The organism is Frigoribacterium sp. 9N (genome assembly GCF_902506305.1).
Lineage (GTDB): Bacteria > Actinomycetota > Actinomycetes > Actinomycetales > Microbacteriaceae > Frigoribacterium.
Window position 1 is genome coordinate 1,800,282 of record NZ_LR733392.1, and the last position, 23,753, is coordinate 1,824,034.

The window sequence follows — 23,753 nt, forward strand, 5'->3', positions numbered from 1 at the left end:
GGCTGCCGGGGTGGGGCGCGACCCTACGAGATTACCCCTCGACGGGTGACGGTCGGCTCCGCTCGGAGGCCGGCCCGACGGCCGTGACGGTCACGACGGCCTCGCCTCGCTCGTCGCTCGAGGCGAGGTCGACCACGGCCGAGATGCCGAAGTCGTGGTCGCCCTCGGGGTCGGCGAGGATCTGCCGTACCCGCCACACCGTGGGCAGTTGCTCCACCTGGAGCATCTGTGGGCCCCGGGCCGCGGCGTCCGTGCCGATGGAGTCGTACTCGTCGTAGTACCGGTCGAGGGCCTCGCCCCAGCGGTCGGCGTCCCAGCCCGAGCCCGCGTCGAGGGCCCCGAGGGCGTCCGCGTCGTCGCGGGCGGCGAGTTCGACGCGACGGAACAGCTCGTTGCGCACCATGATCCGGAAGGCCCGCGCGTTGGCGGTGAGGTTGCGGAGCGTCGGGGGCACGATCTCGTCGTGGGCCTCGAGCTCGCTCGGGTTCACCATCTCTTCCCACTCGTCGAGCAGGCTGGAGTCGACCTGCCGGACGAGTTCGCCGAGCCACTCGATGACGTCGACCAGCTCGTCGGTCTTCGCCTCGTCCGGCACCGTCTGCCGCAACGCACGGAAGGCGTCGGACAGGTAGCGCAGCACGAGCCCCTCGGAGCGGGCCAACCCGTAGAAGGCCACGAAGTCGCCGAACGTCATGGCGCGCTCGTACAGGTCGCGCACGACCGACTTGGGGCTGAGCGCGAAGTCGCCGATCCAGGGCTGCGAGGCCGCGTACGTCTCGAACAGGGCGGTCAGCAACTCGTCGAGCGGCTTGGGCCAGGTGACCTCTTCGAGGAGTTCCATGCGCTGGTCGTACTCGATGCCCTCGGACTTCATCGCGGCGACGGCCTCGCCGCGGGCCTTGAACTGCTGCTGCGACAGGATCGGCCGGGGGTCGTCGAGGGTGGCCTCGACCACGGACACCATGTCGAGGGCGTAGGTGGGCGACTCGACGTCGAGCACCTCGAAGGTCGCCAGGGCGAAGGGCGACAACGGCTGGTTCAGGGCGAAGTTGGCCTGCAGGTCGACGGTCAGGCGGATGGTCGGGGCGCCTCCGTCGGGCGAGGCCTCTTGTACGACGACCTCGGCGGTGCGCAGCGTGCGGTAGATCGAGATGGCCTGCCGGGCCATGGCGTACTGCTTGGCGAGGGGCTCGTGGTTGTCGAAGACCAGCGAGCGCACGTTGGCGAAGACGTCGCCGCCGCGCCCGATGACGTTGAGCAGCATGGCGTGGGTGACCTGCATGTGCGAGGTCAGGGCCTCCGGCTCGGCGGCGATGAGCTTGGTGAAGCTGGGTTCGCCCCAGGACACGAAGCCGTCGGGCGCCTTCTTGCGGACGATCTTGCGCTTCTTCTTCGGGTCGTCGCCCGCCCGCTCGATCTGCTTGAGGTTGTCGATCTCGTGCTCGGGCGCCTGCAGCGTGACCGTACCCGAGGTGTCGTAGCCCGCGCGACCGGCCCGCCCGGCGATCTGGTGGAACTCTCGCGCGCTGACCTGGCGCATGCGGGTGCCGTCGAACTTGGTCAGCGCCGTCAGCAACACCGTGCGGATCGGCACGTTGATGCCGACGCCGAGCGTGTCCGTGCCGCAGATGACCCGCAGCAGGCCGCGTTGCGCCAGTTGCTCGACGAGGCGACGGTACTTGGGCAGCATGCCCGCGTGGTGCACGCCGATGCCCGACCGCACCAGGCGGTTGAGGGTCTTGCCGAACCCGGTGCTGAACCGGAAGCCGCCGATCAGTTCGGCGATCTCGTCGCGCTGCTCGCGGCTGGCGACCTTGATGCTCGACAGCGCCTGCGCCCGCTCGAGCGCCGCGGCCTGGGAGAAGTGCACGACGTAGACGGGCGCCTCGCCGGTCGAGAGCAGTTCTTCGACCGTCTCCTGCACGGGCGTCTGCGCGTAGAAGTAGTGCAACGGCACGGGACGCTCGACACCCGTGACCCGCGCCACGGGCCGACCGGTGCGCCGCGCGAGGTCGTCGGTGATGCGGGTGACGTCACCCAGCGTCGCGGACATCAGCAGGAACTGCGCACGCGGCAGCAGCAACAGCGGCACCTGCCAGGCCCACCCGCGCGACTGGTCGCCGTAGAAGTGGAACTCGTCCATCACGACCTGGTCGACGGCGGCGTCGGCCCCGTGCCGCAGGGCCAGGTTCGCGAGGATCTCGGCCGTGCAGCAGATGATCGGCGCGTCGGAGTTCACCGACGAGTCGCCGGTCACCATGCCGACGTTCTCGGGCCCGAAGAGCTCGACCAACGCGAAGAACTTCTCGCTGACCAGGGCCTTGATCGGGGCCGTGTAGTACGACCGCCCGCCCTGGCTCAGGGCGACGAAGTGGGCGCCGGCCGCGACGAGCGACTTGCCCGTGCCGGTCGGCGTGCTGAGGATCACCGACGCGCCTCCGACGAGCTCCATCATCGCTTCGTCCTGGGCCGGGTAGAGGGGCAGCCCCCGCGACTCGGCCCACTCGGCGAAGGCCGTGTACGCCGCGTCGGCGTCGTACGAGTCGGCGCCCGGCGTCGAGGGGAGCAGGGCGGCGAGGGGGGCGACGGGAGCGGGCGACATGATGAGTCAACCCTGCACCATCCACCGGTCCGAGGGCGACGACCACGGACGGGTCGTCCGGCCGCGGGAGCGCGACGACGCTCCCGCGACCGGTCCCCCGCCTCGTGCCCTGAACCTCCACGAGGTGAGGGGGACTCAAGTAAATCACGAGGAGGCGCGACTCGCGACCCCGAGGACGCGCGGTCCGCGACGACCTCCGGGACGAGAAGAGGGCACGCCCCGGTCGACGAGCGGAGCTCGGACCAGGGCGTGCCCACCGGACCCACGGCCGAGGACCTCACGAAGTCGGATCAGGAGACCACGCTGCGTTCGTCGGCCGCTTGACGGGAACGGGCGCCCCGGTAACCAGCCGGTGAGCGCACTACACCGTACCTCGGACGATGCCCGAGGTGGTGGGTGACTTCCAGGTGATTGGAACACCTCGTAATCCGGATGAAACACCGGACGGCTAACGTCGCGATGAACCAACTGGTTCACATCTCTCGACGGGAGCCCCGATGACCCGCACCACGTCGCTCGACCCGGTCGAACGCTCGGCGTTCGCCGCCTTCCCGAGCGGGGTCGCCGCGCTCGCCGCCACCGGGGTCGACGGCCCGGACGGCATGGTCGTCTCGAGCTTCACGGTCGGGGCCTCGTTCGACCCGCCGATGGTGACGTTCTCCGCACGTCAGGACTCGGCGACCTGGGCCCGCCTGCGCACGGCGCCGCGCCTCGGCGTCTCGGTGCTCGCCGCCGACCAGGGCCTGCTCTGTCGTCAGCTCTCGTCGCGCACGCGCGCCGCCCGGTTCGCCGACGTCGACCACGTCGTCACCGACGACGGGGCCGTCCTGGTGTCGGGCACCCCGCTGCGGCTCGAGTGCGTGGTGCACCGCGAGGTGCCCGCCGGCGACCACGTCGTGGTCATCCTGCAGGTGCTCGGCGCCCGGGTCGACGACACGGCGGCGCCGCTCGTCTACCACGGCACCGCCTTCCACTCGCTGCAGCCGATCGGCTGACGCGTCGACCGGCCCGACGGCTCAGGCGACGCGTCCCGGGCCGCCGAGGAGCCCGTCGACCTGGTCGACGGCGCCTTCGACGGCGGCCTCGTCGGCCGGGGACTCGCCGTTCAGCTCGACCTCCTCGGGGCTGTCGCCGTGCACGGCCGCCGGGTCGGTGCGCTCGTCGGCGTCGTGGTTCGCGGGGTTCGTGGGCGTGCTCATGAGGGCCTCTCTCGGGGGCCGACGGTCGACCCCGGTCAGGCCGAAGCTACCCGGCACGTCCGACACGGCTCCCAGCGGATGCGGACCCCCGCCGCGCCTCCCGGGCGTCGGGACGGAGTCGGCCCGACCCGCCGCGCCCGACCACGGAGGCCCGCCGGCTAGTAGAAACGACGGAGGCGCGGAGCCCGATCCGCGCACCCCCAGACCCGCCGGGCGTCCGGCAGAAAGGGCCGACGATGTCGTCTCCCCGCACCCCCACCACCCGAGTCGCCGTCACCGGCGGCAGCGGCAAGCTCGGCCGCGCCGTCGTCCGCGACCTCGCCGGCCACGGCTACGAGGTCGTCCTGCTCGACCGCGTCCCCAGCCCCGACCCCGTCGAGGGCGTCGTCTTCGTCAAGGTCGACCTGACCGACTACGGCCAGGTCGCCCAGGCGCTCACGAGCGTGGACGACCGGTACGACCACATCGACGCCGTCGTGCACCTCGGCGCCATCCCGGCCCCCGGCCTGGTGCCGAACGCCGCCCTCTTCACGAACAACGTGACGTCGAGCTACAACGTGTTCGCGGCCGCCCGTGCCGCGAAGATCCGCAACGTCGTCTGGGCCTCGAGCGAGACCCTGCTCGGCATCCCGTTCGACATCGATCCGCCGTACCTGCCGCTCGACGAGGAGTACGCCGTGCGCCCCGAGTCCTCGTACTCGCTGGGCAAGGCCGTCGAGGAGGAGATGGCGCGGCACTTCACGCGCTGGGACCGTCAGCTCAAGCTGATCGGCCTGCGCTTCTCGAACGTGATGGACGATGGCGACTACTCGGAGTACCCCTTCGACGAGACCCCCGAGAAGCGCACCTTCAACCTGTTCTCGTACATCGACGCCCGCGACGGCGCCCAGGCCGTGCGCAAGGCGCTCGAGAGCGACCTCGTCGGCTTCGAGGCGTTCATCATCGCCGCGTCCGACACCGTGATGAACACGCCGACGGCCGTGCTCGCCGAGCAGTACTGGCCGCAGGTCGAGAAGCGTCGGGCGATCGAGGGCGTCGAGCCGCTGCTCAGCAGCGACAAGGCCCGCGACCTGCTCGGCTTCGTGCCCGAGTACTCGTGGCGCGAGTGGGGCGAGCGCACGGGCAACCACCGCGGCTGACGCCCGCTCCGCGCACCGACGACCCGCGCCTCCTGATCCGACGGACCAGGAGGCGCGGGTCGCGTCACGCGGCGCGCCTCACCCCTCGAGCACGACCGTCGCCTCGAGCGGCAGCTCGGCGACGGACGACCCGACGTGCACCGTGAAGGCGCCCGGCTCGTGGGCCCAGGACCCGTCGCGCCAGTCGGCGAACGCCCGGGCCGGGACGGTCACCTCGACACGGCTCGTCCCCCCGACCGGCACCACGACGGGCGCGAACCCGACGAGCCACCGCACCGGACGGTCGACCACGGAGTCGGGGCGCGAGGCGTAGACCTGGACCACGTGCTTGCCCTCGCGGGCGCCGGTGTTGGTGACGTCGACGGCCACCTGCACCGCGCCTCCTGCGCTCACCGTCGAGGTCACGTCGAGGCCTGAGAGCGACCAGGTCGTGTAGCCGAGGCCGTGCCCGAACGGGTAGGCCGGGGTCGTGCCGGCCTTCAGCCAGGCGCGGTAGCCGACGTGGATGCCCTCGTCGTAGACCACCTCGCCGTCGACGGGGGTGACGTCGATCACGGGCACGTCCGCCTGCGTGGCGGGCCACGTCGTGGGCAGACGGCCGCCGGGCTCGACGGCACCGGTGAGGACGTCGCCGAGCGCGTGGCCGTACTCCTGACCTCCGAACCAGGTGAGGAACAGGGCGTCGACCTCGTCACGCCACGGCATCGTCACCGGCGATCCCGCGTTGACGACCACGACGGTCGTCGCGGCGGCCGCCGCCACGCGCGAGACGAGCTCGTCCTGGCGGCCGGGCAGGTCGAGCGAGGTGCGGTCGAAGCCCTCGGACTCGACCTTGCTGTTCGTGCCCACCACGACGATCGTCAGGTCGGCGGCCGCCGCGGCCGCGACGGCCTCGTCGATCAGCCCGGACGGGTCGGCGTCGTCGGGCTCGATGCCGAAGGTGTAGCTCAGGGCTCCGCCGAGTGCGCTCGCCCCGATGGTGTGGTCGATGACGACGTCGATCGGTCGCCCCTCGACGACCGCCACGGCCGCCGACTGCGACGGCGGTGCGAGGAACGCCGCGCCGAGGTCGTCGCCGACGGCCTCGCTCGTGCCGTCGAGCACGACCTCGCCGTCGACGCGGATGACCGAGTGGCCGACCGAGGCCACGCCGAGCAGGATCTCGCCCGTGACCTCCGGCGTGTAGCGGGTCGAGAAACGCACCGTGTCGCTGCGCTCGATGGGGGCGTCGCCACCGAACCAGACGAGCGCGGTGGCCCGACGGTCCTCCGAGAACAGCTCGTCGTCGCCCGAGCGGAACGACACACGGACGCCGGGTTCGCCCGTCTCGGGATTGGTGATGCGGTCGAGGGGCAGCTCGGCCACGCCCTCTTGCACGACGGCGCCGACCGAGTAGGTCACGGTCGCGTCGGGGAAGGCCTGCTCGATGCCCTCGACGGGCGTGACGACCTTCTCGGGCAGCACGGTGGCGCTGCCGCCGCCCTGGGTCCGCGCGAACCGCGCGTTGTGGCCGACGACGGCGACGGACCGGACGGTCGCGGGGTCGACCGGCACCGCGCCTCCCCGGTCGTGGGCCAGGACGGTGCCGGCGGCCGCGGCCTCGCGGACGAAGGCGATCCCGTCCTCGACCGTGGTCGGCGTCGCGGCGACCGGCTCGAAGCCGGCGAGGGCTCCGACGCGGGCGGCGAGCTGCAACAGGCGCAGCACCTTGCGGTCGATCGAGGCCTCCGGCACCTCTCCCGCCCGCACGGCGGCGACGAGCGCGTCGCCCCAGGGACCGTCCGGGCCGGGCATCACGAGGTCTTGCGAGTGCTTCGCGCTCTCGACGCTCCGCACGCCGGTCCAGTCGCTGACCACGACGCCGTCGAAGCCCCACTCGCTGTTCAGCGGCGTCTCGAGCAGTTCGTTCTCGGTCGCGGTCACGCCGTTGATCGAGTTGTACGACGACATGACCAGCCAGGCGTTGGCCTCGGTGACGGCCTTCTCGAACGCCAGCAGGTAGAGCTCGCGCAGGGCCCGGTCGCTCACCACGGTGCTCGCGGTGAAGCGGTCCGTCTCGTAGTCGTTGGCGACGTAGTGCTTGGGGGTCGCGCCGACGCCGTTGTCCTGCACGCCGTGGACGTACGCAGCGGCGAGCTCGGCGGTGAGCACCGGGTCCTCGCTGAACGCCTCGAAGTGCCGACCGCCGAGGGGCGACCGGTGCAGGTTGATGGTCGGGCCGAGCACGACGTCGACGCCCTTGCGGCGGGCCTCGACGGCGGCCGCGGCACCGTAACGACGGGCCAGGTCGGGGTCCCAGGACGACGACAACGAGGAGGCGCTGGGCAGGTTCAGGGATGGCGAGCGTTCGTCCCACACCTCGCCGCGCACCCCGCTGGGGCCGTCGCTGACAAGGATGCGCCGCAGGCCGATCTTCTCGTTCGGGTGGGTCGTCCAGAAGTCGCGGCCGGTGAGCAGCTGCACCTTCTCGTCGAGCGTGAGTCGCCCGAGCAACTCGGTCAGTCGGGCCTGGTCGTCCCGGGCCTGGTCGTCTCGGATCTGGTCGTCTCGGATCTGGTCGTCGGCCGCGTCGCCGTCGTGGTGGAGGGTCATGACGTGACGCTACCAGCGAAAACCGAGTGACGGTGGGTTTCGGGCCCGACCGCCGACGGTCGCGCTAGCCTGACCGCATGGCACAACGGGGTTCGTACGCGAAGGGTGTGGCCAAGCGCACGGAGATCCTCGACACGGCGCTCGAGGTGGTCTCCCGCAACGGCTTCCGCGGCACGTCGGTCCGGGAGCTCGCCGACTCGGTCGGCCTCAGCCAGGCCGGGCTGCTGCACTACTTCGACAGCAAGGACGAACTCTTCACGGCCATCCTGCGTCGACGCGACGAGGTCGACCTCGCCCTCGCCGACCCGCAGGCGGACATCGTCGAGCAGTTGATCACCGTCATCCGGCACAACGCCGACGTGCCCGGGCTGGTCCAGCTGTTCGCCAGCATGTCGACGGCCGCGACGAGCGACCCGAGCCATGCCGCCCACGCGTACTTCGTCGAGCGCTACGCGTCGATCCGCGCCCAGGTCGCCGAGGCGATCACCGCCCGACAGCGACGGGGCGAGGTGCCGGCGGGCGTCGACCCCACCCGCCTCGCGACCGTCCTGCTCGCGGTCAGCGACGGCATGCAGATCCAGTGGATGCTCGACCCCGCCACCGACATGGCCGAGCACGTCGAGCTCGTCTGGCGCCTCGCGCTGGCGACGGTGACGACCCCCGGCTGACCCCGTCCGGCCGGCGCCCGGCACGTCTCCCGAGCCCGGGACGGGACACGCCCGTCCGGCTCAGGCCCGCAGCATGCCCGTCGTCACCAGTTCGCGGACCTGGGGCAGCAGCTCCGCCCGCAGAGCGGCCTCGTCGGCCCCGAGCAGCTGGGCCAGGGCACCGGCGATCGCCCCGACGCTGAGCTCGCCGTCGCAGGCACCGACCAGGGCCGACAGGGCCGTGCCCGAGTCGACCGTGCGGGCGAAGCCGCCGCCCTGCCGCAACGAGATGACCGTGGGGTCGTCGTTGCCCGGCCAGTAGTGGCGCTCCTCGGCGACGTCGCCCGCGACGACCAGCCGACGCGCGGCCAGCTGCTCGTCGTCGAGGTCGCGCAGCAGGTCGATCGCGTCGAGCGTGCCGAGCAGGTGGGCACCGAGTCCCACGTCGTTCTGGCCGAGACCGCCGAGGAGGCGCTCCGTGCGCACCACGGGCAGGCTCGCGTCGCCTGCGGGCCGACGCACCGTCAGGTAGCCGAACCCGACCTCGACGACCCCCCGGGCCTCGAAGTCGCCGAGCCACGCCTCGTACAGGCGCTCGAAGTCCGCGGAACCGGGTCGGGTGCCGCCGTCGCGGATCCAGGTCTCGGAGTACGCGGTCGGGTCCTGCACCTCGCGCTCGACGACCCAGACGTCGACGGGCACGCCACCCCGGGCCGCCCAGTCGGCGACCGAGTACGCGCCCCTCTTGCCGGCGACCGCACCCGCGCCTCCGGACTCCCAGTTGCCCAGCAGCTGCGCGATGCCGCCCGGCGCGAGGTGGCGCCCGAGGCCCTCGACGACCGAGGCGACCAGGTCGTCGCCGACCATGCCGCCGTCGCGGTACTCGTACTCGGGCACGCCCTCGGCCCGGGGCGTGATGACGAAGGGCGGATTCGAGACGATGTGGTCGAAGGTCTCGCCGGCGACGGGCTCGAACAGGCTGCCCAGCCTCAGCTCGATGCCGTCGACCAGGTTGAGCGCGGCGTTGAACGCCGCGTAGTCGAGGGCGCGCTGCGAGATGTCGGTGGCCACGACGTGTCGCGCGTGCCGGGCCGCGTGCAGCGCCTGGATGCCGCAGCCGGTGCCGAGGTCGAGCGCCCGGTCGACCTGGCGCGAGATCATCAGGCCGGCGAGCGTCGCCGAGGCTCCCCCGACGCCGAGCACGTGGTCCTCGCGCAGCGCCCCCTCGACGACGAGCTCGCCGAGGTCGGAGGCGATCCACCAGCTCGCCTCGCCCGAGGCGTCGACGAAGGCGTACGGACGGAGGTCGACGAGCGCACGGACCGAGTCGCCCTCCCTCGCGACGAGCCCGAGGGCGACCGCGCCCTCGGCGCCCAGGGTCGGCAGGGCACCGGCCACCGCCTCGACGGCCTGCGGGTAGCCGAGCACGAAGAGCGACGCGAGGGTGGCGGCCGGACGCACGGACTCGTCGCGAGCCGCGCTGCGGGCGAGGGCACGACGGGCCGCGACCCGCTCGCCGCGGAAGAGTGCGGCCCCGGCGTGCGAGCCCCACGCGTCGGCACCCTGCAGCCGCTCGACCGTGAACCCGGACGACGCCAGGTCGGCCCTCAGCCGCGCGAGCAGCTCGGGATCGGTCGAGAGGTGGGGCGTCGGGGCATCGGTCGGGGTCGTCGGAGGCACCCGACCATCATGGTGCAGGAGGCGCGACACCGGTCGCCCCGGACGCCACGGAGCCCCCGTCGCGGACGACGGGGGCTCCGCCCGACACGGGCCGGTGGACGCGGAACGCGTCAGCTGGTGAACACCACGTCGTCGTAGTCGAACGACGGGGACATCTGGAACACGATCTGGTCGGCGTCGGCCACCGAGAACACGATTCGGTACGAGATGGACTGGCCGGCCGGGACGACCGTCGTGGGCGAGCTCTCGATGTCGGAGTCGTAGACCTTGCTGGCCTCGACGCCGCCCGAGGTGGCCGTCTCGTAGGGCATCGGGTCGAAGTTGGCGTCGGTGCCGTTCTCGATCGTCACGGTGAAGACCACGGAGGCCGCCTGGTCGGCGCCGCTCGAGTACTCGCCGGGCGTGTACGCCTCGGGGGCCGAGACGGTAAGGGCGATGCCGTCGTCGTAGGTGAAGGTGTCGCCGAAGGCGTTGTTCTCGGCCGAGGCGTCGCCGTCGGCCGTCCCGGTGTCACCCGAGTCGATCGAGCCGCTCGTGGGCAGGGACTCGTTGATGGCCTGGACGGAGGCGAGCCCGACGATGACACCGAAGATCACGACGGCGATGCCGATCAGGACGCCCAGCCCCGACACGATCGTGCCGATCAGGGCGAGCATGCGCGCACCCTTCTTCTTCACGAGCGCGATGATGCCGAGCACGAGGCCGACGATCGCAGGGATCACGCCGAACCCGACGAACGACAGCAGCAGTCCGACGCCGCCGACGACGATCGAGGCGATGCCCAGGCCGTTGCCGCCCTGCGGCGACTGCGGGGCCTGACCGTAGGCGGGAGCGCCGGTCGGGGCGCCACCGTAGGGCTGCTGCTGGCCGCCGTACGGCTGCTGCGGCTGTCCGCCGTAGGGCTGCTGCGAGCGGTCGCCCTGCGGCTGCCCGCCGTAGGGCTGCTGCGGGGCTCCGTAGGCGGGCTGGGGAGCACTCGGCGGGGGCGTCGTGCCGTAGGCCGGCTGCGGGGGCTGGGGTGCCGACGGCGGAGGCGTCTGGTCGCCGCGTCCGTTCTCGTCGCGAGGGTCACGGGGCTCGTCGGACGAGCCGTAGGGCGGCTGCGGAGTGCTCATCAGGCAAGCATGTCGTGATCTCGACGTCCCCGAGGGTCGAACAGGCTGCGCGACCGGTTTTCGTTACCGATCTGTCGTAATTGATTCACCCTCCGCAACCTCTCGGCGGTCATGCGCCGAATCGGGGTGGTCAGGCCGGCAGCACCGAGATCTCGAACTCGCCGTACATGTGGGCGGCGTCGCGCAGGTGGCGCAGCGCCTCCTCGGCCTCGGATCGGGAGTGGTACGGCCCCCGGGCCGGCGCGCCGGGCAGGGCGCGGGCGTACGAGTACTGCAGGTACCAGACCGGGTGGTCGTGTTCGTCGTGCTGCACGATGATGACTGCGAGTGACATGCCCGGATGCTACGACCGCCCTCGGCCCGCCGCACCCGCTCACAGCGGATCCATCAGGTCGCTCGGGCCGACGACGGCGGCGCCGGCATGAGGAAGGCCCGGGTCGTGATCGACCCGGGCCTGATGTGGTGGAGCTAAGGGGATTCGAACCCCTGACCTTCTCATTGCGAACGAGACGCGCTACCAACTGCGCCATAGCCCCAGAAACTGCTCTGCCACGATAGCACCTCGTCGACACCCGGATGAACCCGGGCCGGGCGCTCCGCGGGTCAGACGGCGCGGCGACGCTGCAGGGCCTCGTCGAGCGAGAAGTCCGACTGCGGCAGGTCGTCGATGATGCCCATGCGGGCGAAGCGACTCGGGGGGCGAGGGGGCGCGACCGGCTCGACCCGCGCCTCCTCGGCGGGGACGGCGGGAGCCGCGACGGGTGCAGGAGGCGCGGTGCGGGCCACCGACGCCCGTCGCGTCGACTGCAGCGCGGCCTCGGCCCGGGCGGCCTCGCGCAGGGCGTCGTGTTGGGCCGACCGGAGGGACTCGACCGAGCGACGGGAGTCCCGCTGCAGCTCGGCCGCCGCGTCGGCCGACGCGGCGTCCACCGACGCGTCGGGGACGGGGCGCTGGCGGCCGCGCCGCAGGTAGAGGGGCTTCGGGACGGGCACGGGGGTCCACAGGCGCGACTCGGCCGAGGCCTGCTCGTCGCGGATGACGACGCCGTCGCCCATGACGCCGGAGAAGTCCTTGAGCGGCTGCGCGACGGGGGCGACGACCGCCCGGCGGGCGCGCGCCCGCGACACGGCGGCGAGCTGGGTCAGCATCGCGACCGCGCCGGCGCCGAAGACGAGGCCGGCGACGACGAGCACCCACGACGACGTCAGGCCCGCGGCGACGCCGCCGACGACGGCGACGACGCTGACGGCGAGCACCACGGTCGAGACCAGGCGTGAGCGTCGGAGCCGACGGGCGGCGAGGGCCGGGTCGCGGTCGGCGGCACGCAACACGGGGGCGGCCGCGGCGAGCTCACGGGTGACGGCACGCTGCCGCGCCGCCTCGTGCGCACGCCTCAGGGCCTCGCGCCGCGCCTCCTCGTGTCGCAGGATCTTCTGCGCGTCGGCGACCGAGCGGGCGTTCGCCTCGATGCGCACCTCGTCGGGGACCTCGGCCGTCTGGGCGAGGATGCGCAGGGTCTGCTGCAGCCGCACGGCGTTGCGTTCGGTCGCGAGGTACTCGCGTCGGCGCTGCCAGGTGGGCACGAGGTAGACGAGCCAGAGCGCGGCGACGAGAGCGAGGACGACGCCTCCACCCCACGACTCGATGTTCATGGTGACCAAGGTATGAGCGGGCGGGCCCCGGAGGCCGCTGATCGACAGGTGTGTCCGCGTGTCGCGGCACGGATGTGCCTCGCGACCCGACGAGCGCCCCCGGGGGCGGAGTCGCTAGAGCGGCAGCGCGCGCCCCGCCTCGGCGAGGGCGTCGGCGGGCACGCTGCCCTGCCCGACCGGCACGGTGCCCGTGGTCCAGCGACGCAGGACGCCTTCGGGGACCTCTTCGGCGACCAGCGCGAAGCAGAAGTGGTCGCGCCACGAACCGTTGATGTGGATGTACCGCCGCCGCAGACCCTCGTAACGGAAGCCCAGCTTCTCGACGACGCGCAGGCTGGGGGCGTTCTCGGGCCGGATGCAGATCTCCATGCGGTGGAGCCCCAGTGCCCGGAAGCAGTGGTCGGTCGCGAGGGCCACCGCGATCGGCGTCGCGTTGTGGCCCGCCGCGGCCTGGGTCACCCAGTAGCCGATGGTGGCCGAACCGAGCGAGCCGTAGGCGATGCCCGAGACGTTCAGCTGGCCGACGAACCGGCCGTCGAGCTCGATCGCGAACGGCAGACCGAGCCCGGCCCGGGCGTTCGTCTGCAACGAGCGGATGCTGCCGCGCACGTCGTGGCTGGTGAAGCCGTTCGGGTTGGTGGCCTCCCACTGCCGCAGCCACGACCGGTTCTCCATCAGGGCCTGGTCGAGGTCGCGGGTGTCACGGAGACGGAGGGGGCGGATGGTCACCGCCCCCTCCGTCAGCGTGGGGATGTTCGTCACGGAACGAGTCGCCTGCTTACTTCTCGAGCCCGGCGGTGAACTCTTGCAGCCACGGGCGCAGCTCGCCACCGATGTCCTCGCGGTCGGACGCGAGCTGGACGATGGCCTTGATGTAGTCGAGCTTGTCGCCGGTGTCGTACCGACGGCCACGGAAGACGACGCCGTACACGCCGCCGGTCCACTCCTCGGCACCGGCCATCTTCATGAGGGCGTCGGTCAGCTGGATCTCGCCACCCTTGCCCGGCTCCTGCTTCTCGAGGACGTCGAAGACCTCGGGGCGGATGACGTAGCGGCCGATGATGGCCAGGTTCGAGGGCGACTCGCCCTGGGCCGGCTTCTCGACGAGGCCCGTGACCTTGACGACGTCGTCCTCGTCTGTCTTCTCGACCGTGGCGATGCCGTAGAGGTGGGTCTGCGAGGGGTCGACCTCGAGGAGGGCGATGACGGTGGCGTTCTTCTGCCCCTGCACCTCGACCATGCGCGTCAGCAGCGGGTCGCGTGCGTCGATGATGTCGTCACCGAGCAGCACGGCGAACGGCTCGCGACCGACGTGCATCTTGGCGCGGAGCACCGCGTGGCCGAGGCCGAGCGGGTCGCCCTGGCGCACGTAGTGCATGTCGGCGAGGTCGGTCGACTGGTTGACCTTGGCGAGCTTGTCGTGGTCACCCTTCTTCTTCAGCGTCTCCTCGAGCTCGCTGACGTGGTCGAAGTGGTTCTCGAGCGCGTTCTTGTTGCGTCCCGTGATCATCAGCACGTCGGTGAGGCCGGCGTTGACGGCCTCCTCGACGACGTACTGGATCGCCGGCTTGTCGACGACCGGCAGCATCTCCTTCGGCATTGCTTTCGTGGCGGGCAGGAATCGTGTCCCCAGGCCCGCGGCGGGAATGACTGCTTTAGAAATCGTGAAGCCCATGCGGGTCAGCGTATCCATCCCCGACGTTTCGCGGAGGTTAATAGTCGGACGGTTAAGCTCGTCGTCATGACTGACGACGTCGGCAACGCCAAACGCGCCCTGCGAGCCGAGATCCGCCAGAAGCGTCGCACCCTGGGTGCGCACGAGAGGGACCAGGCCACCGAGGGCATCACGCGGCACCTCACCGACCTCGCGACGGGCCTGTCGGTGCGCTCGATCGCGGCCTACCTGTCGACCGACGTCGAGCCGAACACGCGTCCGTTCCTGAACTGGGCCTTCGCGAACGACGTCCGCGTGCTGTTCCCGATCACGCGGGCCGACGGCCTGCTCGACTGGGCGGTGGGCGACGGCGAGAGCGAGACCCGGGGCCTCTTCGACCTGCCCGAGCCCGTCGGCGAGGCGCTCAGCCCGATGGCGGTCAACGACGTCGACCTGATCGTCGTGCCCGCGGCGTCCATCGACCACGGCGGCATGCGCATGGGCTGGGGCCGGGGCTACTTCGACAAGACCCTCGGCTCGATGGAGCGTCGTCCGCCCGTCTATGCTGTGGTGTTCGACCCCGAGTACGTCGAGTCGGTGCCCCGAGAGCGGCACGACCAACCCGTCGACGGCGTCGTCACCCCCTCCGGCATCCACGAGTTCTAGACTCGCCTTCCTTCAGGAGCGCCTTCGTGCCCACCTACTCCTACCGCTGCACTGAGTGCGACAACGCCTTCGACATCGTCCAGTCGTTCACCGACGACACGCTGACGGTCTGCCCGGTCTGCCAGGGCAAGCTCCGCAAGGTGTTCAGCCCCGTCGGCGTGACCTTCAACGGGTCGGGCTTCTACCGCACCGACTCGCGTTCGAAGGGCACGTCGGGCTCGGGCTCGTCGGGCGGCTCCGGCGAGAAGGGATCGTCGTCCGGCTCGTCCGACAAGAGCTCAGGAGGCGCGAGCGGCTCGTCCTCGTCGGGCGCCTCGGGCAGCGGGTCGGGTTCGTCCTCGTCCGGCAGCGGCTCGTCGGGCTCCGGCTCGTCCGGCTCCGGCTCGTCCGGCTCGAGCTCGTCCGGTTCGAGCTCCTCGGGCGGCTCGTCCAGCTCGTCCTGACCGGCCGCGGCGACCGGCGGGGCCACCCGAGCGCGCCTCCGTGGTTTGCTTGACGTCGAGAATCTCATCTCGTCCGATCAGAAGGAGTCGCCCGTGAAGGGTTTCAAAGAGTTCATCCTGCGCGGCAACGTCATCGACCTCGCCGTCGCGGTCGTCATCGGTGCGGCCTTCACCGCCATCGTGACGTCGCTCGTGACCAACGTGTTCAACCCGCTGATCGGGGCCGCGTTCAACGCGACCATGCTCGACGAGGCGCTCATCGTCACGATCCCGACGCTCGCCGGCGGCGAAGCCCAGCTCAAGTTCGGCGCCGTCATCGGGTCCGCGATCCAGTTCCTGATCATCGCGGCCGTCGTCTACTTCGTGCTCGTGCTGCCGGTCAACAACCTGCTCAAGCGCACCTTCGCCAAGCAGAAGGCGGAGGAGACCCCCGCCGACGTCCCGCCGACCGATGTCGAACTGCTCAGCGAGATCCGCGACCTGCTGCGTGCGCAGGCCGCACCCGCCGTCGGCGGCGGCTCCCACGCCGCACCCGTGCTCGAGTCGCGCGACCCCCACAGCGAGAACGGTCCGCTCGGCAGCCGCTGACGCCCCGGCGGCTCCCCCGGGCAACGACCGCCCGTGAACCACGAATGCGACGATGAACCCCCCGGAATCGGGGTTCATCGTCGCATTCGTGGTTCATGCCGACGTCGGGCGTGCGTCGCCGCCCGAGGCCGACTCAGCCCCAGTGCGGCGGGACGTCGGCGCGCAGTCGCTGGTCGTTCTCACTCGACCCCTGCCGAGCGGGTTCGGGAGCGGGCGTGGGGTCGCTGCCCGGCACCGGGTCGGTGCTCACGCGACGCCCGGACCGCCGACGCACCACCAGGGGGCTCGGCTCGGCCGCCTCGAGGGCGTGAGGGGCGTCGCCCTCGGACGCCGCGCCTCCTGCGGTCATCGACGGTTGACGTGCTGGCTGGCCGACAGGGCCGGCACCTCGTGCGTGTGCGAGTCACCGATGCCGAGCACCTCGGCGACGCGCTCGGCGACGGCGTCGGGATCGGTGAAGAGCTGGAACGCGTGCACGCGGATGTAGTGCCAGCCGAGCCGCCGCAGCACCTCGGGACGCGAGCGCAGCGACTCGCGCAGGCTGGTGCGCGAGAGCGTCGTGTCGGTCTCGATCGTGACGCAGACGCCGTCGTGCGCGGCGACGAGACCGAGCTTGCCCCGGTGCCCGAGCGCGACGGGGATGCCCTTGACCTCGAGCCGGCGGGCCAGGTCGACGAGCATGGGCTCGCTGTCGTCGGGGACGTGCTCGGCTGACGTCCTGGCCTGCACCTCCGTGAGGATCTCGCTGAGCGCGACCGTTCCGTGGCCCATGCGACTCGAGTCGATGTCACCCGGCTGGAAGCAGGTGACGATGACCATCGAGCGACGCGCACGCGTCATGGCCACGGCCAGCAGGCGCTCGCCACCCGGCTGGCCGAGCGGCCCGAAGTCGCTGAGCACACGGCCGTGCGGGGTGCGGCCGTAGCCGATCGAGAACACGACGTGGTCGCGGCTCTGCGCGACGCTCTGCTCGAGGGTGGCGATCATGAACGGCTCGCTGCGGTCGCCCACGACGAACTCGGTCAGGTCCTTGTGCCCCGAGACGGCGGTCAACACGGCCTGCTGGACGCGGATGGCGTGCTTGGCCGACGCCGTCAACACCATGAGCGACTCGCTCGGGCGCGTGCGGGCGTGTTCGAGGACGAGGGACACGACGCGGTCGACCTCGGCGTCGACGCTCTCGACGGCGCCGGACTCGGGATCGGGGACGGCGGTGCCGCCCGAGACGTAGTCGAGCGCGATGCTGCCGTGGCCGAGGAAGCTGCCCGCCCAGGGAAGGGACTCGATGCGTCCGCCGTAGAAACGACGGTTGACGAGTTCGGCGAGGTCTTCTCCGCCGGCACGGTAGCTGCGCGTGAGGGAGAGCGTGGGCAGCAGGGTCGCGAGGCGCGCCAGGGCGCTCTCGGAGTGCGACGCGGCCAGGGCTTCTTCGTCCGCGTCGACGGGCGGCTTGCCCGGCACGACGCCGATGTCGAACTCGGACGGGGTCTGGGTCACGGGGTCGCCGAACGCGACCGTCTGCTTGCCCCGACGGATCGCCCCGACGTTCTCGGCCAGGGTCGTGGCCCCGGCGTCGACGAGCACGACCGTGTCGAACGGCACGGTGTCGGCGATGGTGTGGACCTCGTACGGCGACGCGACCCAGACGGGAGCGATGGCGCGCGACAGGTGCGGGGCCGCGTCGTGCAGCAGGCGAGCGGTCAGGTGGCCCTGACGCAGCAGGCCCTTGAGCGCCGACGCCTCGTCGGGCCAGTCCACCAACCCGATCTTCCAGTTCTCGGCCAGGAGCCACGCGAGCAACTGGGCGCTGCCCGCGGCGTGGGCCTCGTCGACGAGGCGGAAGTCGGCCTCGAGTCGGTCGAGCATCGCGGTGTTGGCGCCGAGCAGGGCCCGGTCGGCCTCGAGCAGCGACTCCAGCGCCGAGCGCCACCAGGCGAGCTCGAGTTCGGCCGCGACCTGGTGCTCCGGCACGTGGCGGTTGGCCAGGTCGGTGATGAGCGGGGTCAGTTCGAGGTCGCGCAGGGTCGTCATGAGCTCGGTGCGCTCTTGGAGGTTCTGCAGGACGTCGCTCTCGGCGGCGAGGGCCTCGAGTCGTTGCTGCAACTCGACGATGCCGATCTCGGTGAGCCCATCGTCACCCGTCAGGCCGAGGGGGCCGTCGAGGCGCTCGAGGTCTTGCGACACCTGCTGGTGCAGCACGTGCGTGTCGGCGATGCCCGTCGGCACCTCGGGCGGGGTGCCCGCCGACACGTAGCGCTGCCAGACGACGCGTTGCTGCTGGATGCGCTGCAGCGCACCGTGCAGGTCGGCGATGTGGACGCCGGGTCGCACGTACTCGCGGGCGAGCTTCTTGAGCCGACGGCGGTTGGCGCTCGACATGTCGGGTGCCTCGCGCTTCGGCGCCGTCGCGGCGACGAGCTCGGCGACCGAGCGGTCGAACACGACGGGCATGAACTTGTCGAGGGTGTCGCGGATCTCGGTGAGCAGGCGCAGGTAGACGCCGAGCTCGGCGACGCTCTCGAACGGGCGCATGCGCGTGCTGCCGATCACCTCTTCGGCGCGCTCGAGCAGACGCGGCAGGTCGCGGTGGTGGAGGTTCTTGGCGAGCTGGTGCGCGTCACCGGCCCCGACGCTCTCGGTGAAGCGCGCGCCGTACCAGGGCGAGTCGCCCGGGCCGTACTTGAACTCGCCCAGGTTGGCGGCACCGACCATCGTCTCGGCGACGCGGCCACGACCGTCGACCATGGCGGCGATGCTGCGTCGGCTGAGGCGGGCGGTGGTCGCCGGGGCCGCGGGCAGCAGGGCCAGCCGCGAGAGCTCGGTGAGGCAGTCGAGCACCGAGACGCCGAGTTCGGGGTCCCGGCGGCTGAGGGCGCCGCGGTAGTCGACGAGCACCTTGCGGAGGCGCACGAGGGCGTCGTCGACCTCACCCATCTGCGGGTGGGTGGCCTTCTCGTTGCGGGAGATCGACCGGATCACGTCACGACGCAGCGTGGTCGGGCTGACGGCGACGCCCGGCAGGCCGACCTCGGCGAGACGGCTGGTGATGCCGCGCAGGGTCGCCCGGCGGGCGCTGACCACGAGGACGCGCTTGTTCTGCGACACGAGACGACCGACGGCGTTGACGATGGTCTGCGTGCCACCGGTGCCCGGCAGGGTCTTGACGACGACCGAGTTGCCGGCGGCGATCTGGGCCACGACGTTCTCTTGCTCGGGATCGGCGTCGAGCAGCAGGGTGTCGGTCTCGGGACTGCGCTCGTCCTGCGGGGTGGCGGTCGTCGGGCGGTAGGCCTCCTCGACCTGACGGATGGCCATCGGGTTGCCGGCGAGCGCGTCGAGCACCGGGTGCCCCAGCTCGCGGGCGTCGAGGGCCATCTCGGTCGAGACCTCGGTGAAGGTCGAGACGACCAGGCGGGGCTGCACCGTGAACCACTCGAGGTGGGCGGTCAGCCCACGGAGCCGGTCGATGACCGGGTTGGGCGTGAACGACCCCTCTCGGCTGGCGAGGGAGACGAAGGACTCGGCGTCGAGCGTGATGCCGAACTGGTCGTGCAGCGCGTCGACCAACGCCGGGTTGAGGAAGGGCTCGCCGAGCAGCTTGACCTCGAAGTCACGCCCGTGGCGACGGATCGCCAACGGCCGCAGCAACACGGGCGCCCGGAAGTCTTCTCCGGCGAAGGACCAGGCGGCGACGCCGATGGCCAGGTGGACGGCGTCGATGCCACGGACCGTGCTCAGCTCGAGCCCCTTGGCGGCGATCTCACCGGCCGCGGCACGGGCCGTGCGCAGGGCGAGGTCGTCGCGGATCAGGCTGGAGAGCAGGGTCGTCTTGCCCGTGATGAACTGCGCGAGGCCACCGGGGTGGGTCGTGCTCAGCTCGATGCGGGACCGCTGCGAGTCGCCGAAGTGCAGCAGCGTGGAGGGGCCGCCCACCCGGCGGAGGGACTCGCGCCAGGTGTTCCAGACGGGCTCGGCCACGTTGCCCAGGGACTGCCCCGGGTGCCCGAGGCTGACGGCGTGGGGTGTGATCACGCCCGTGGGCGCGCCGGTCGGGACGGCGACGGAGTCGTTCTCGTCGTCGTCGTTGTCATGCTGTCTGTCGGCTCGCCACACCCTGACACCTTAAGCGGTCCGCCTCGACAACTCCCGGAGGACGGGCGGTTCCGCCGCGAGTCGCCGTGGGGCGCCACCCCGGCGGCGGCGGTCGCATCGGCGACACCTGACGCCCATCGACGGTCGTGTTACACCATCCGTCAACATGCGCGACATGATCGGTTACGTGAGTTGTCGTCATAACCGTGCGCTCGTACGTCACCGTACAGTACGGTCATCACGGGGGCTATTCAATGAGCCGACACGACACCGTGTCTCGACACCAGGAGCGCACATGCCTTTCGAACAGAAGTACAGCGACGAGACGCGAGAGAAGTCGCTCGCCCGGGTGCTCGAGCGTCGCGAGGCCGAGCCGGGCAACCGGTCGATCATCCGCGAGACGGCGTCCGAGTTCGAGGTCGGCGAGCAGTCCCTGCGCGGTTGGATCCGGGCCCACGAGCGGGCGACCGCCCCCACGCCGGCACCCGACGACGCGGTCGAGAGGGAACTCGACGTCACCGCGGACGACGACGAGCCCGCCCCGTCGACCACCGCGGCCCCGCGCCGAGGTCGCCCCCCGGGCTCGGGGTCGGCCGCCACGGCCGAACGCGTCGCCGAGCTCGAGGCGGAGGTCGCCAAGCTGCGCCGCGACCGCGAGGCCCTGAAGGGCGCCATGGCGGTCCTGCTGGCCGACTGACCTAGCACCCGAGACCCGCGGCCACCGCCCGGGACGACGAGAGCGCCCGACCCCGCGACTGCCATCCGGGGTCGGGCGCTCTCGTGTGCTCGGTGCGCGACCGAGACGGACCGGTGCGGCCGCCCGGTCTCGGAGGGGGGACGAGACTCGCGGGCGGCCGCACCGACTCACACAGTCTGACAGTTGGAATGTCACATGTCAAGTGGTCGCCGGGTGGCCGACCCGCGGGAGGCGTTACCCGACCCCGCGACGCGCGTGGCCTCCCGCCCGGGGTGCGGCCCTATGCTGTCGCCACGCAGAGCGCGTGCACCACTTCGTGCAAGGGGACCCCCATGGCAGGCACCTTCGTCGTCACCCAGGACGCCTCGGGCGAGTACCGCTTCGCCCTCACCACCGGCAACGGCGTGGTCATCGCCTCCTCCGAGGGCCATCGCCAGAAGGGCGCGGCGATGAACGCGATCGACGACCTGCGACGAACCGCCGTCGACGCGGTGGTCGACGATCGGACGACCGTGCCCGAACCGGGTCACGCCGACTGACGGACCGCGCCCCGGCGACCCGGGCGCGACTCAGTCGGGGCGGTCGCCGGTGGCGACGGGTCGCGACGGGTCGTTCGACCAGGCGCTCCACGACCCGGCGAAGAGCACGGGGTCGAACCCGGCGATCGTCGCGGCCAGGGCGTTGTGGGCCGCCGTGATGCCCGACCCGCAGTAGACGGCCACCGGCGTCGCCGGAGTGACCCCCGCCTCCTCGAACCGGGTCCGCAGCGCGGCGGCGTCGACGAAGCGGCCCGACGGGTCGAGGTTGCCCGCCGTGGGCAGGTTGACGGCACCCGGGACGTGACCGGCCCGCGGGTCGACCGGTTCGACGTCGCCGCGGTAGCGCTCGGCGGCCCGGCTGTCGACCAGCACGCCCGTGGTGGGCCACGAGGCCGCCGCGTCGGCGTCGATCACGGGCCACGGATCGTCGCCGAGGGTGACGTCGCCGGGCACCACGTCGGCATCGCCCCGCTCGACGGGCAGGCCCGCGTCGGTCCAGGCCGCGAGCCCGCCGTCGAGCAGACGCACGTCGGCGACGCCCGAGGCCCGCAACAGCCACCACGCGCGGGCCGCGGACTGCCCGCCGAGGTCGTCGTACACGACGACGGCGTCCCCGTCGCGGAGTCCCCAGCGCCGGGCGGCGGCCTGCAGGTCGGCCCGGTCGGGCAGCGGATGACGCCCCTCGACGGGTTCACCGTGCCGGGCGAGCTCGGAGTCGAGGTCGACGTAGACGGCGCCGGGCAGGTGCCCCTCGCGGAAGGCGGGACGGCCGTCCGGCCGGTCGAGCCGCCACCGGACGTCGAGCAGGCGCACGACTCCCCCGCCCGTCAGGGTGGCGTCGAGCTCGGCGGCGGTCACGAGGGGATGGCTCATGCCGACGAGGCTAACCGGCGTCCCACAGGTGAGGACTTCTCGACGTCGAGGGACCGCACGGACGGTGACCGTCCGGTCCCCTAGTTTGAGCGCATGACCGACCACATCGTCCTCGCCGGAGCCAGCGGCTTCATCGGGCAGCACCTCGCGGCCGCGTTCCGCGCCGAGGGTGCCCGCGTCAGCCTGATCGGCCGCCACGGACCCGACGCGTCGTGGGGTGACACCGCCGGCATCACCGCCCTGCTCGAGGGCGCCGACCTGCTCCTCAACCTCGCCGGGAAGAGCGTGAACTGCCGCTACGGCCCGGAGAACCGCGCCGAGATCGTGCGCTCGCGCGTCGAGACCACGCGCGAACTGAAGGAGGCGGTGCTCGCGTGCGCCGCGCCTCCTCGGGTCTGGATGAACTCGTCGACGGCGACGATCTACCGCCACGCCGAGGACCGCCCGATGACCGAGTCGGACGGCGAGATCGGGTCGGGGTTCTCGGTCGACGTGGCCACCGCGTGGGAGGCCGAGTTCTTCTCGGGCGAGCTGCCCGCCACCCGCCGCGTCGCCCTGCGCATGGCCATCGTGCTGGGCGACGGCAGCGCGCTCGTCCCCCTGATGTACCTGGTGCGGGCGGGCCTCGGCGGGCCGCAGTTCGACGGCCCGTGGCCGGCCACCCGGGCGCGGCTCGCGGCGGGCACGTACCACCACGAGGGTCGCGGCGGTGGACGGCAGAAGTTCAGCTGGATCCACGTCGACGACGTGCTCGGGGCGATCCGGTTCGCCCGTGAGGACTCGTCCGTCGAGGGCCCGCTCAACCTGTCGTCCCCGAACCCGAGCGACAACCGCACCGTGATGCGCACCCTCCGTCGCGTGCTGGGCGTGCCGTTCGGCCTGCCTGCCTGGCGGTGGATGCTCGAGCTCGGCACGGCCGTGCTCCGCACCGAGACCGAGCTCGTGCTCAAGAGCCGGTGGGTGCTGCCCGAGCGCCTTATCGACGGCGGGTACGAGTTCGTCCACCCGCACCTCGACGAGGCCCTGAAGAGCATCGTCGCCGGGAGGCGCGGCGCGGCCTGAGCACCCCTGGTGCGACCCGGCCGAGGACGGCGGCCGCCGCGCAGGTGCCGGTCAGCGGAGGACGGAGCTGAGCAGCAGGCTGGTCTCGCTGTTGACCACGCCCTCGACGCTGCGGATGCGGGCGAGCACGCGGTCGAACTCGCCGAGCGACGACGTGCGCAGCTCGGCGACGAGGTCCCAGCCGCCGTTCGTCGTGTGGAGCGACGCCACCTCGGGGAACCCGCGCAGCTGCCGGATGACGTGGTCGGTCGACCGCCCCTCGATCTCGATGAAGCCGATCGCACGGATGAGGTCGGGATCGTCGGCCTCGCGCACCCGCACGGTGTAGCCGAGCACCGTTCCCGACGCCTCGAGCCGGTCGAGCCGTGAGGTGATGGTCGCCCGCGTCACGCCCAACCGCCGCGCGAGGCTCGCCGCCGACTCGCGCGCGTCGACCCGCAGGGCCGCCAGGAGGCGCCGGTCGAGTTCGTCGAGATCCGCCATGGATCGAAACGTACAGCACGACCACGCAC

The 23,753-nt window shown here is 71.9% G+C and carries 22 protein-coding genes and 1 tRNA gene; 9 read left to right on the forward strand and 14 right to left on the reverse strand.

Annotated features, from left to right (window positions below):
* Window positions 1-31: 31 nt before the first annotated feature.
* Window positions 32-2,602, reverse strand: a complete 2,571-nt coding sequence (locus ARTHRO9V_RS11450; protein WP_082460602.1) for an RNA helicase — start codon at window positions 2,600-2,602, stop codon at window positions 32-34.
* A 497-nt stretch (window positions 2,603-3,099) separates the two neighbouring features.
* Here ARTHRO9V_RS11450 and ARTHRO9V_RS11455 point away from each other — a divergent pair, with 497 nt between their 5' ends.
* The gene (locus tag ARTHRO9V_RS11455) at window positions 3,100-3,597 is read left to right on the forward strand and encodes a flavin reductase family protein (protein WP_159827263.1); all 498 of its coding nucleotides are present in this window, start codon (window positions 3,100-3,102) and stop codon (window positions 3,595-3,597) included.
* A 21-nt stretch (window positions 3,598-3,618) separates the two neighbouring features.
* On the opposite strand, the gene ARTHRO9V_RS11460 is transcribed toward ARTHRO9V_RS11455, so the two are convergent.
* Entirely contained in the window at window positions 3,619-3,801 is a 183-nt protein-coding gene (locus ARTHRO9V_RS11460) for a hypothetical protein (protein ID WP_056048970.1), read from the reverse strand.
* A gap of 236 nt (window positions 3,802-4,037) precedes the next feature.
* Here ARTHRO9V_RS11460 and ARTHRO9V_RS11465 point away from each other — a divergent pair, with 236 nt between their 5' ends.
* Window positions 4,038-4,940: an NAD(P)-dependent oxidoreductase gene (locus ARTHRO9V_RS11465; protein WP_159827266.1), complete on the forward strand. Its 903-nt coding sequence runs from the start codon at window positions 4,038-4,040 to the stop codon at window positions 4,938-4,940.
* A gap of 78 nt (window positions 4,941-5,018) precedes the next feature.
* Here the strand turns inward: ARTHRO9V_RS11465 and ARTHRO9V_RS11470 are convergent, their stop codons facing one another.
* On the reverse strand, window positions 5,019-7,532 hold the full coding sequence (locus ARTHRO9V_RS11470; RefSeq protein ID WP_159827269.1) for a beta-glucosidase: 2,514 nt from the start codon (window positions 7,530-7,532) through the stop codon (window positions 5,019-5,021).
* 77 nt (window positions 7,533-7,609) lie between these two features.
* Between ARTHRO9V_RS11470 and ARTHRO9V_RS11475 the strand changes: the two genes are divergently transcribed.
* Window positions 7,610-8,200 carry a TetR/AcrR family transcriptional regulator gene (locus ARTHRO9V_RS11475; RefSeq protein WP_199736366.1) on the forward strand — a complete coding sequence of 197 codons (591 nt, stop codon included), beginning with the start codon at window positions 7,610-7,612 and terminating at the stop codon, window positions 8,198-8,200.
* A 60-nt stretch (window positions 8,201-8,260) separates the two neighbouring features.
* On the opposite strand, the gene ARTHRO9V_RS11480 is transcribed toward ARTHRO9V_RS11475, so the two are convergent.
* From ARTHRO9V_RS11480 to galU, 7 genes are all read right to left on the reverse strand, one after another.
* A complete protein-coding gene (locus ARTHRO9V_RS11480; RefSeq protein ID WP_201298935.1) occupies window positions 8,261-9,859 on the reverse strand; it encodes a methyltransferase in 1,599 nt (532 codons plus the stop codon).
* Between the two features lie 110 nt (window positions 9,860-9,969).
* Window positions 9,970-10,974 (reverse strand): DUF4190 domain-containing protein, encoded by a 1,005-nt coding sequence (locus ARTHRO9V_RS11485; protein WP_159827272.1) that lies wholly within the window; start codon window positions 10,972-10,974, stop codon window positions 9,970-9,972.
* Window positions 10,975-11,104: 130 nt separating this feature from the next.
* A complete protein-coding gene (locus tag ARTHRO9V_RS11490; protein WP_159827275.1) occupies window positions 11,105-11,308 on the reverse strand; it encodes a hypothetical protein in 204 nt (67 codons plus the stop codon).
* A 126-nt stretch (window positions 11,309-11,434) separates the two neighbouring features.
* Window positions 11,435-11,510 (reverse strand) — tRNA-Ala (locus ARTHRO9V_RS11495).
* Window positions 11,511-11,577: 67 nt separating this feature from the next.
* Complete coding sequence (locus ARTHRO9V_RS11500; protein WP_159827278.1) at window positions 11,578-12,627, reverse strand: hypothetical protein; 1,050 nt, start codon at window positions 12,625-12,627, stop codon at window positions 11,578-11,580.
* A 114-nt stretch (window positions 12,628-12,741) separates the two neighbouring features.
* Entirely contained in the window at window positions 12,742-13,389 is a 648-nt protein-coding gene (locus tag ARTHRO9V_RS11505; protein WP_056048986.1) for a GNAT family N-acetyltransferase, read from the reverse strand.
* A gap of 16 nt (window positions 13,390-13,405) precedes the next feature.
* Window positions 13,406-14,320 carry a UTP--glucose-1-phosphate uridylyltransferase GalU gene (gene galU, locus ARTHRO9V_RS11510; protein ID WP_369794403.1) on the reverse strand — a complete coding sequence of 305 codons (915 nt, stop codon included), beginning with the start codon at window positions 14,318-14,320 and terminating at the stop codon, window positions 13,406-13,408.
* A gap of 48 nt (window positions 14,321-14,368) precedes the next feature.
* On the opposite strand from galU, the gene ARTHRO9V_RS11515 reads away from it, so the two are divergent.
* The 3 genes from ARTHRO9V_RS11515 (at window position 14,369) to mscL (ending at window position 15,978) form a co-directional block, all read left to right on the forward strand.
* Window positions 14,369-14,947: a 5-formyltetrahydrofolate cyclo-ligase gene (locus tag ARTHRO9V_RS11515; RefSeq protein WP_159827281.1), complete on the forward strand. Its 579-nt coding sequence runs from the start codon at window positions 14,369-14,371 to the stop codon at window positions 14,945-14,947.
* Between the two features lie 26 nt (window positions 14,948-14,973).
* Complete coding sequence (locus ARTHRO9V_RS11520) at window positions 14,974-15,390, forward strand: FmdB family zinc ribbon protein (RefSeq protein WP_082460604.1); 417 nt, start codon at window positions 14,974-14,976, stop codon at window positions 15,388-15,390.
* Between the two features lie 93 nt (window positions 15,391-15,483).
* Entirely contained in the window at window positions 15,484-15,978 is a 495-nt protein-coding gene (gene mscL / locus ARTHRO9V_RS11525; protein ID WP_056049319.1) for a large conductance mechanosensitive channel protein MscL, read from the forward strand.
* A gap of 133 nt (window positions 15,979-16,111) precedes the next feature.
* Here the strand turns inward: mscL and ARTHRO9V_RS11530 are convergent, their stop codons facing one another.
* Window positions 16,112-16,327: a hypothetical protein gene (locus ARTHRO9V_RS11530; protein WP_056048999.1), complete on the reverse strand. Its 216-nt coding sequence runs from the start codon at window positions 16,325-16,327 to the stop codon at window positions 16,112-16,114.
* Window positions 16,324-20,091: an AAA family ATPase gene (locus ARTHRO9V_RS11535; protein ID WP_159827284.1), complete on the reverse strand. Its 3,768-nt coding sequence runs from the start codon at window positions 20,089-20,091 to the stop codon at window positions 16,324-16,326. The genes ARTHRO9V_RS11530 and ARTHRO9V_RS11535 overlap by 4 nt, the downstream gene beginning before the upstream one ends.
* 274 nt (window positions 20,092-20,365) lie before the next feature.
* Here ARTHRO9V_RS11535 and ARTHRO9V_RS11540 point away from each other — a divergent pair, with 274 nt between their 5' ends.
* Window positions 20,366-20,767, forward strand: coding sequence for a hypothetical protein (locus tag ARTHRO9V_RS11540; protein WP_159827287.1), 402 nt, complete (start codon window positions 20,366-20,368; stop codon window positions 20,765-20,767).
* Window positions 20,768-21,099: 332 nt separating this feature from the next.
* Window positions 21,100-21,306 (forward strand): DUF1508 domain-containing protein, encoded by a 207-nt coding sequence (locus ARTHRO9V_RS11545; protein WP_123571645.1) that lies wholly within the window; start codon window positions 21,100-21,102, stop codon window positions 21,304-21,306.
* 30 nt (window positions 21,307-21,336) lie between these two features.
* Here ARTHRO9V_RS11545 and ARTHRO9V_RS11550 read toward each other — a convergent pair whose 3' ends face one another.
* The gene (locus ARTHRO9V_RS11550; RefSeq protein WP_159827290.1) at window positions 21,337-22,179 is read right to left on the reverse strand and encodes a sulfurtransferase; all 843 of its coding nucleotides are present in this window, start codon (window positions 22,177-22,179) and stop codon (window positions 21,337-21,339) included.
* Between the two features lie 93 nt (window positions 22,180-22,272).
* Between ARTHRO9V_RS11550 and ARTHRO9V_RS11555 the strand changes: the two genes are divergently transcribed.
* Entirely contained in the window at window positions 22,273-23,241 is a 969-nt protein-coding gene (locus tag ARTHRO9V_RS11555) for an epimerase (RefSeq protein WP_159827293.1), read from the forward strand.
* 51 nt (window positions 23,242-23,292) lie between these two features.
* Here ARTHRO9V_RS11555 and ARTHRO9V_RS11560 read toward each other — a convergent pair whose 3' ends face one another.
* Entirely contained in the window at window positions 23,293-23,724 is a 432-nt protein-coding gene (locus tag ARTHRO9V_RS11560; RefSeq protein WP_056049014.1) for an Lrp/AsnC family transcriptional regulator, read from the reverse strand.
* Window positions 23,725-23,753 lie beyond the last annotated feature (29 nt).

What these genes read in the sequence shown, in the direction of transcription:
- galU (WP_369794403.1), bottom strand. Translation starts at nt 14,320, where the DNA reads ATGGATACGCTGACCCGCATGGGCTTCACGATTTCTAAAGCAGTCATT.
- ARTHRO9V_RS11550 (WP_159827290.1), bottom strand. Translation starts at nt 22,179, where the DNA reads ATGAGCCATCCCCTCGTGACCGCCGCCGAGCTCGACGCCACCCTGACG.
- ARTHRO9V_RS11540 (WP_159827287.1), top strand. Translation starts at nt 20,366, where the DNA reads ATGCCTTTCGAACAGAAGTACAGCGACGAGACGCGAGAGAAGTCGCTC.
- ARTHRO9V_RS11560 (WP_056049014.1), bottom strand. Translation starts at nt 23,724, where the DNA reads ATGGCGGATCTCGACGAACTCGACCGGCGCCTCCTGGCGGCCCTGCGG.
- ARTHRO9V_RS11530 (WP_056048999.1), bottom strand. Translation starts at nt 16,327, where the DNA reads ATGACCGCAGGAGGCGCGGCGTCCGAGGGCGACGCCCCTCACGCCCTC.
- ARTHRO9V_RS11545 (WP_123571645.1), top strand. Translation starts at nt 21,100, where the DNA reads ATGGCAGGCACCTTCGTCGTCACCCAGGACGCCTCGGGCGAGTACCGC.
- ARTHRO9V_RS11460 (WP_056048970.1), bottom strand. Translation starts at nt 3,801, where the DNA reads ATGAGCACGCCCACGAACCCCGCGAACCACGACGCCGACGAGCGCACC.
- ARTHRO9V_RS11465 (WP_159827266.1), top strand. Translation starts at nt 4,038, where the DNA reads ATGTCGTCTCCCCGCACCCCCACCACCCGAGTCGCCGTCACCGGCGGC.
- ARTHRO9V_RS11490 (WP_159827275.1), bottom strand. Translation starts at nt 11,308, where the DNA reads ATGTCACTCGCAGTCATCATCGTGCAGCACGACGAACACGACCACCCG.
- ARTHRO9V_RS11455 (WP_159827263.1), top strand. Translation starts at nt 3,100, where the DNA reads ATGACCCGCACCACGTCGCTCGACCCGGTCGAACGCTCGGCGTTCGCC.
- ARTHRO9V_RS11450 (WP_082460602.1), bottom strand. Translation starts at nt 2,602, where the DNA reads ATGTCGCCCGCTCCCGTCGCCCCCCTCGCCGCCCTGCTCCCCTCGACG.
- ARTHRO9V_RS11515 (WP_159827281.1), top strand. Translation starts at nt 14,369, where the DNA reads ATGACTGACGACGTCGGCAACGCCAAACGCGCCCTGCGAGCCGAGATC.
- ARTHRO9V_RS11500 (WP_159827278.1), bottom strand. Translation starts at nt 12,627, where the DNA reads ATGAACATCGAGTCGTGGGGTGGAGGCGTCGTCCTCGCTCTCGTCGCC.
- ARTHRO9V_RS11555 (WP_159827293.1), top strand. Translation starts at nt 22,273, where the DNA reads ATGACCGACCACATCGTCCTCGCCGGAGCCAGCGGCTTCATCGGGCAG.
- ARTHRO9V_RS11475 (WP_199736366.1), top strand. Translation starts at nt 7,610, where the DNA reads ATGGCACAACGGGGTTCGTACGCGAAGGGTGTGGCCAAGCGCACGGAG.
- ARTHRO9V_RS11470 (WP_159827269.1), bottom strand. Translation starts at nt 7,532, where the DNA reads ATGACCCTCCACCACGACGGCGACGCGGCCGACGACCAGATCCGAGAC.
- ARTHRO9V_RS11485 (WP_159827272.1), bottom strand. Translation starts at nt 10,974, where the DNA reads ATGAGCACTCCGCAGCCGCCCTACGGCTCGTCCGACGAGCCCCGTGAC.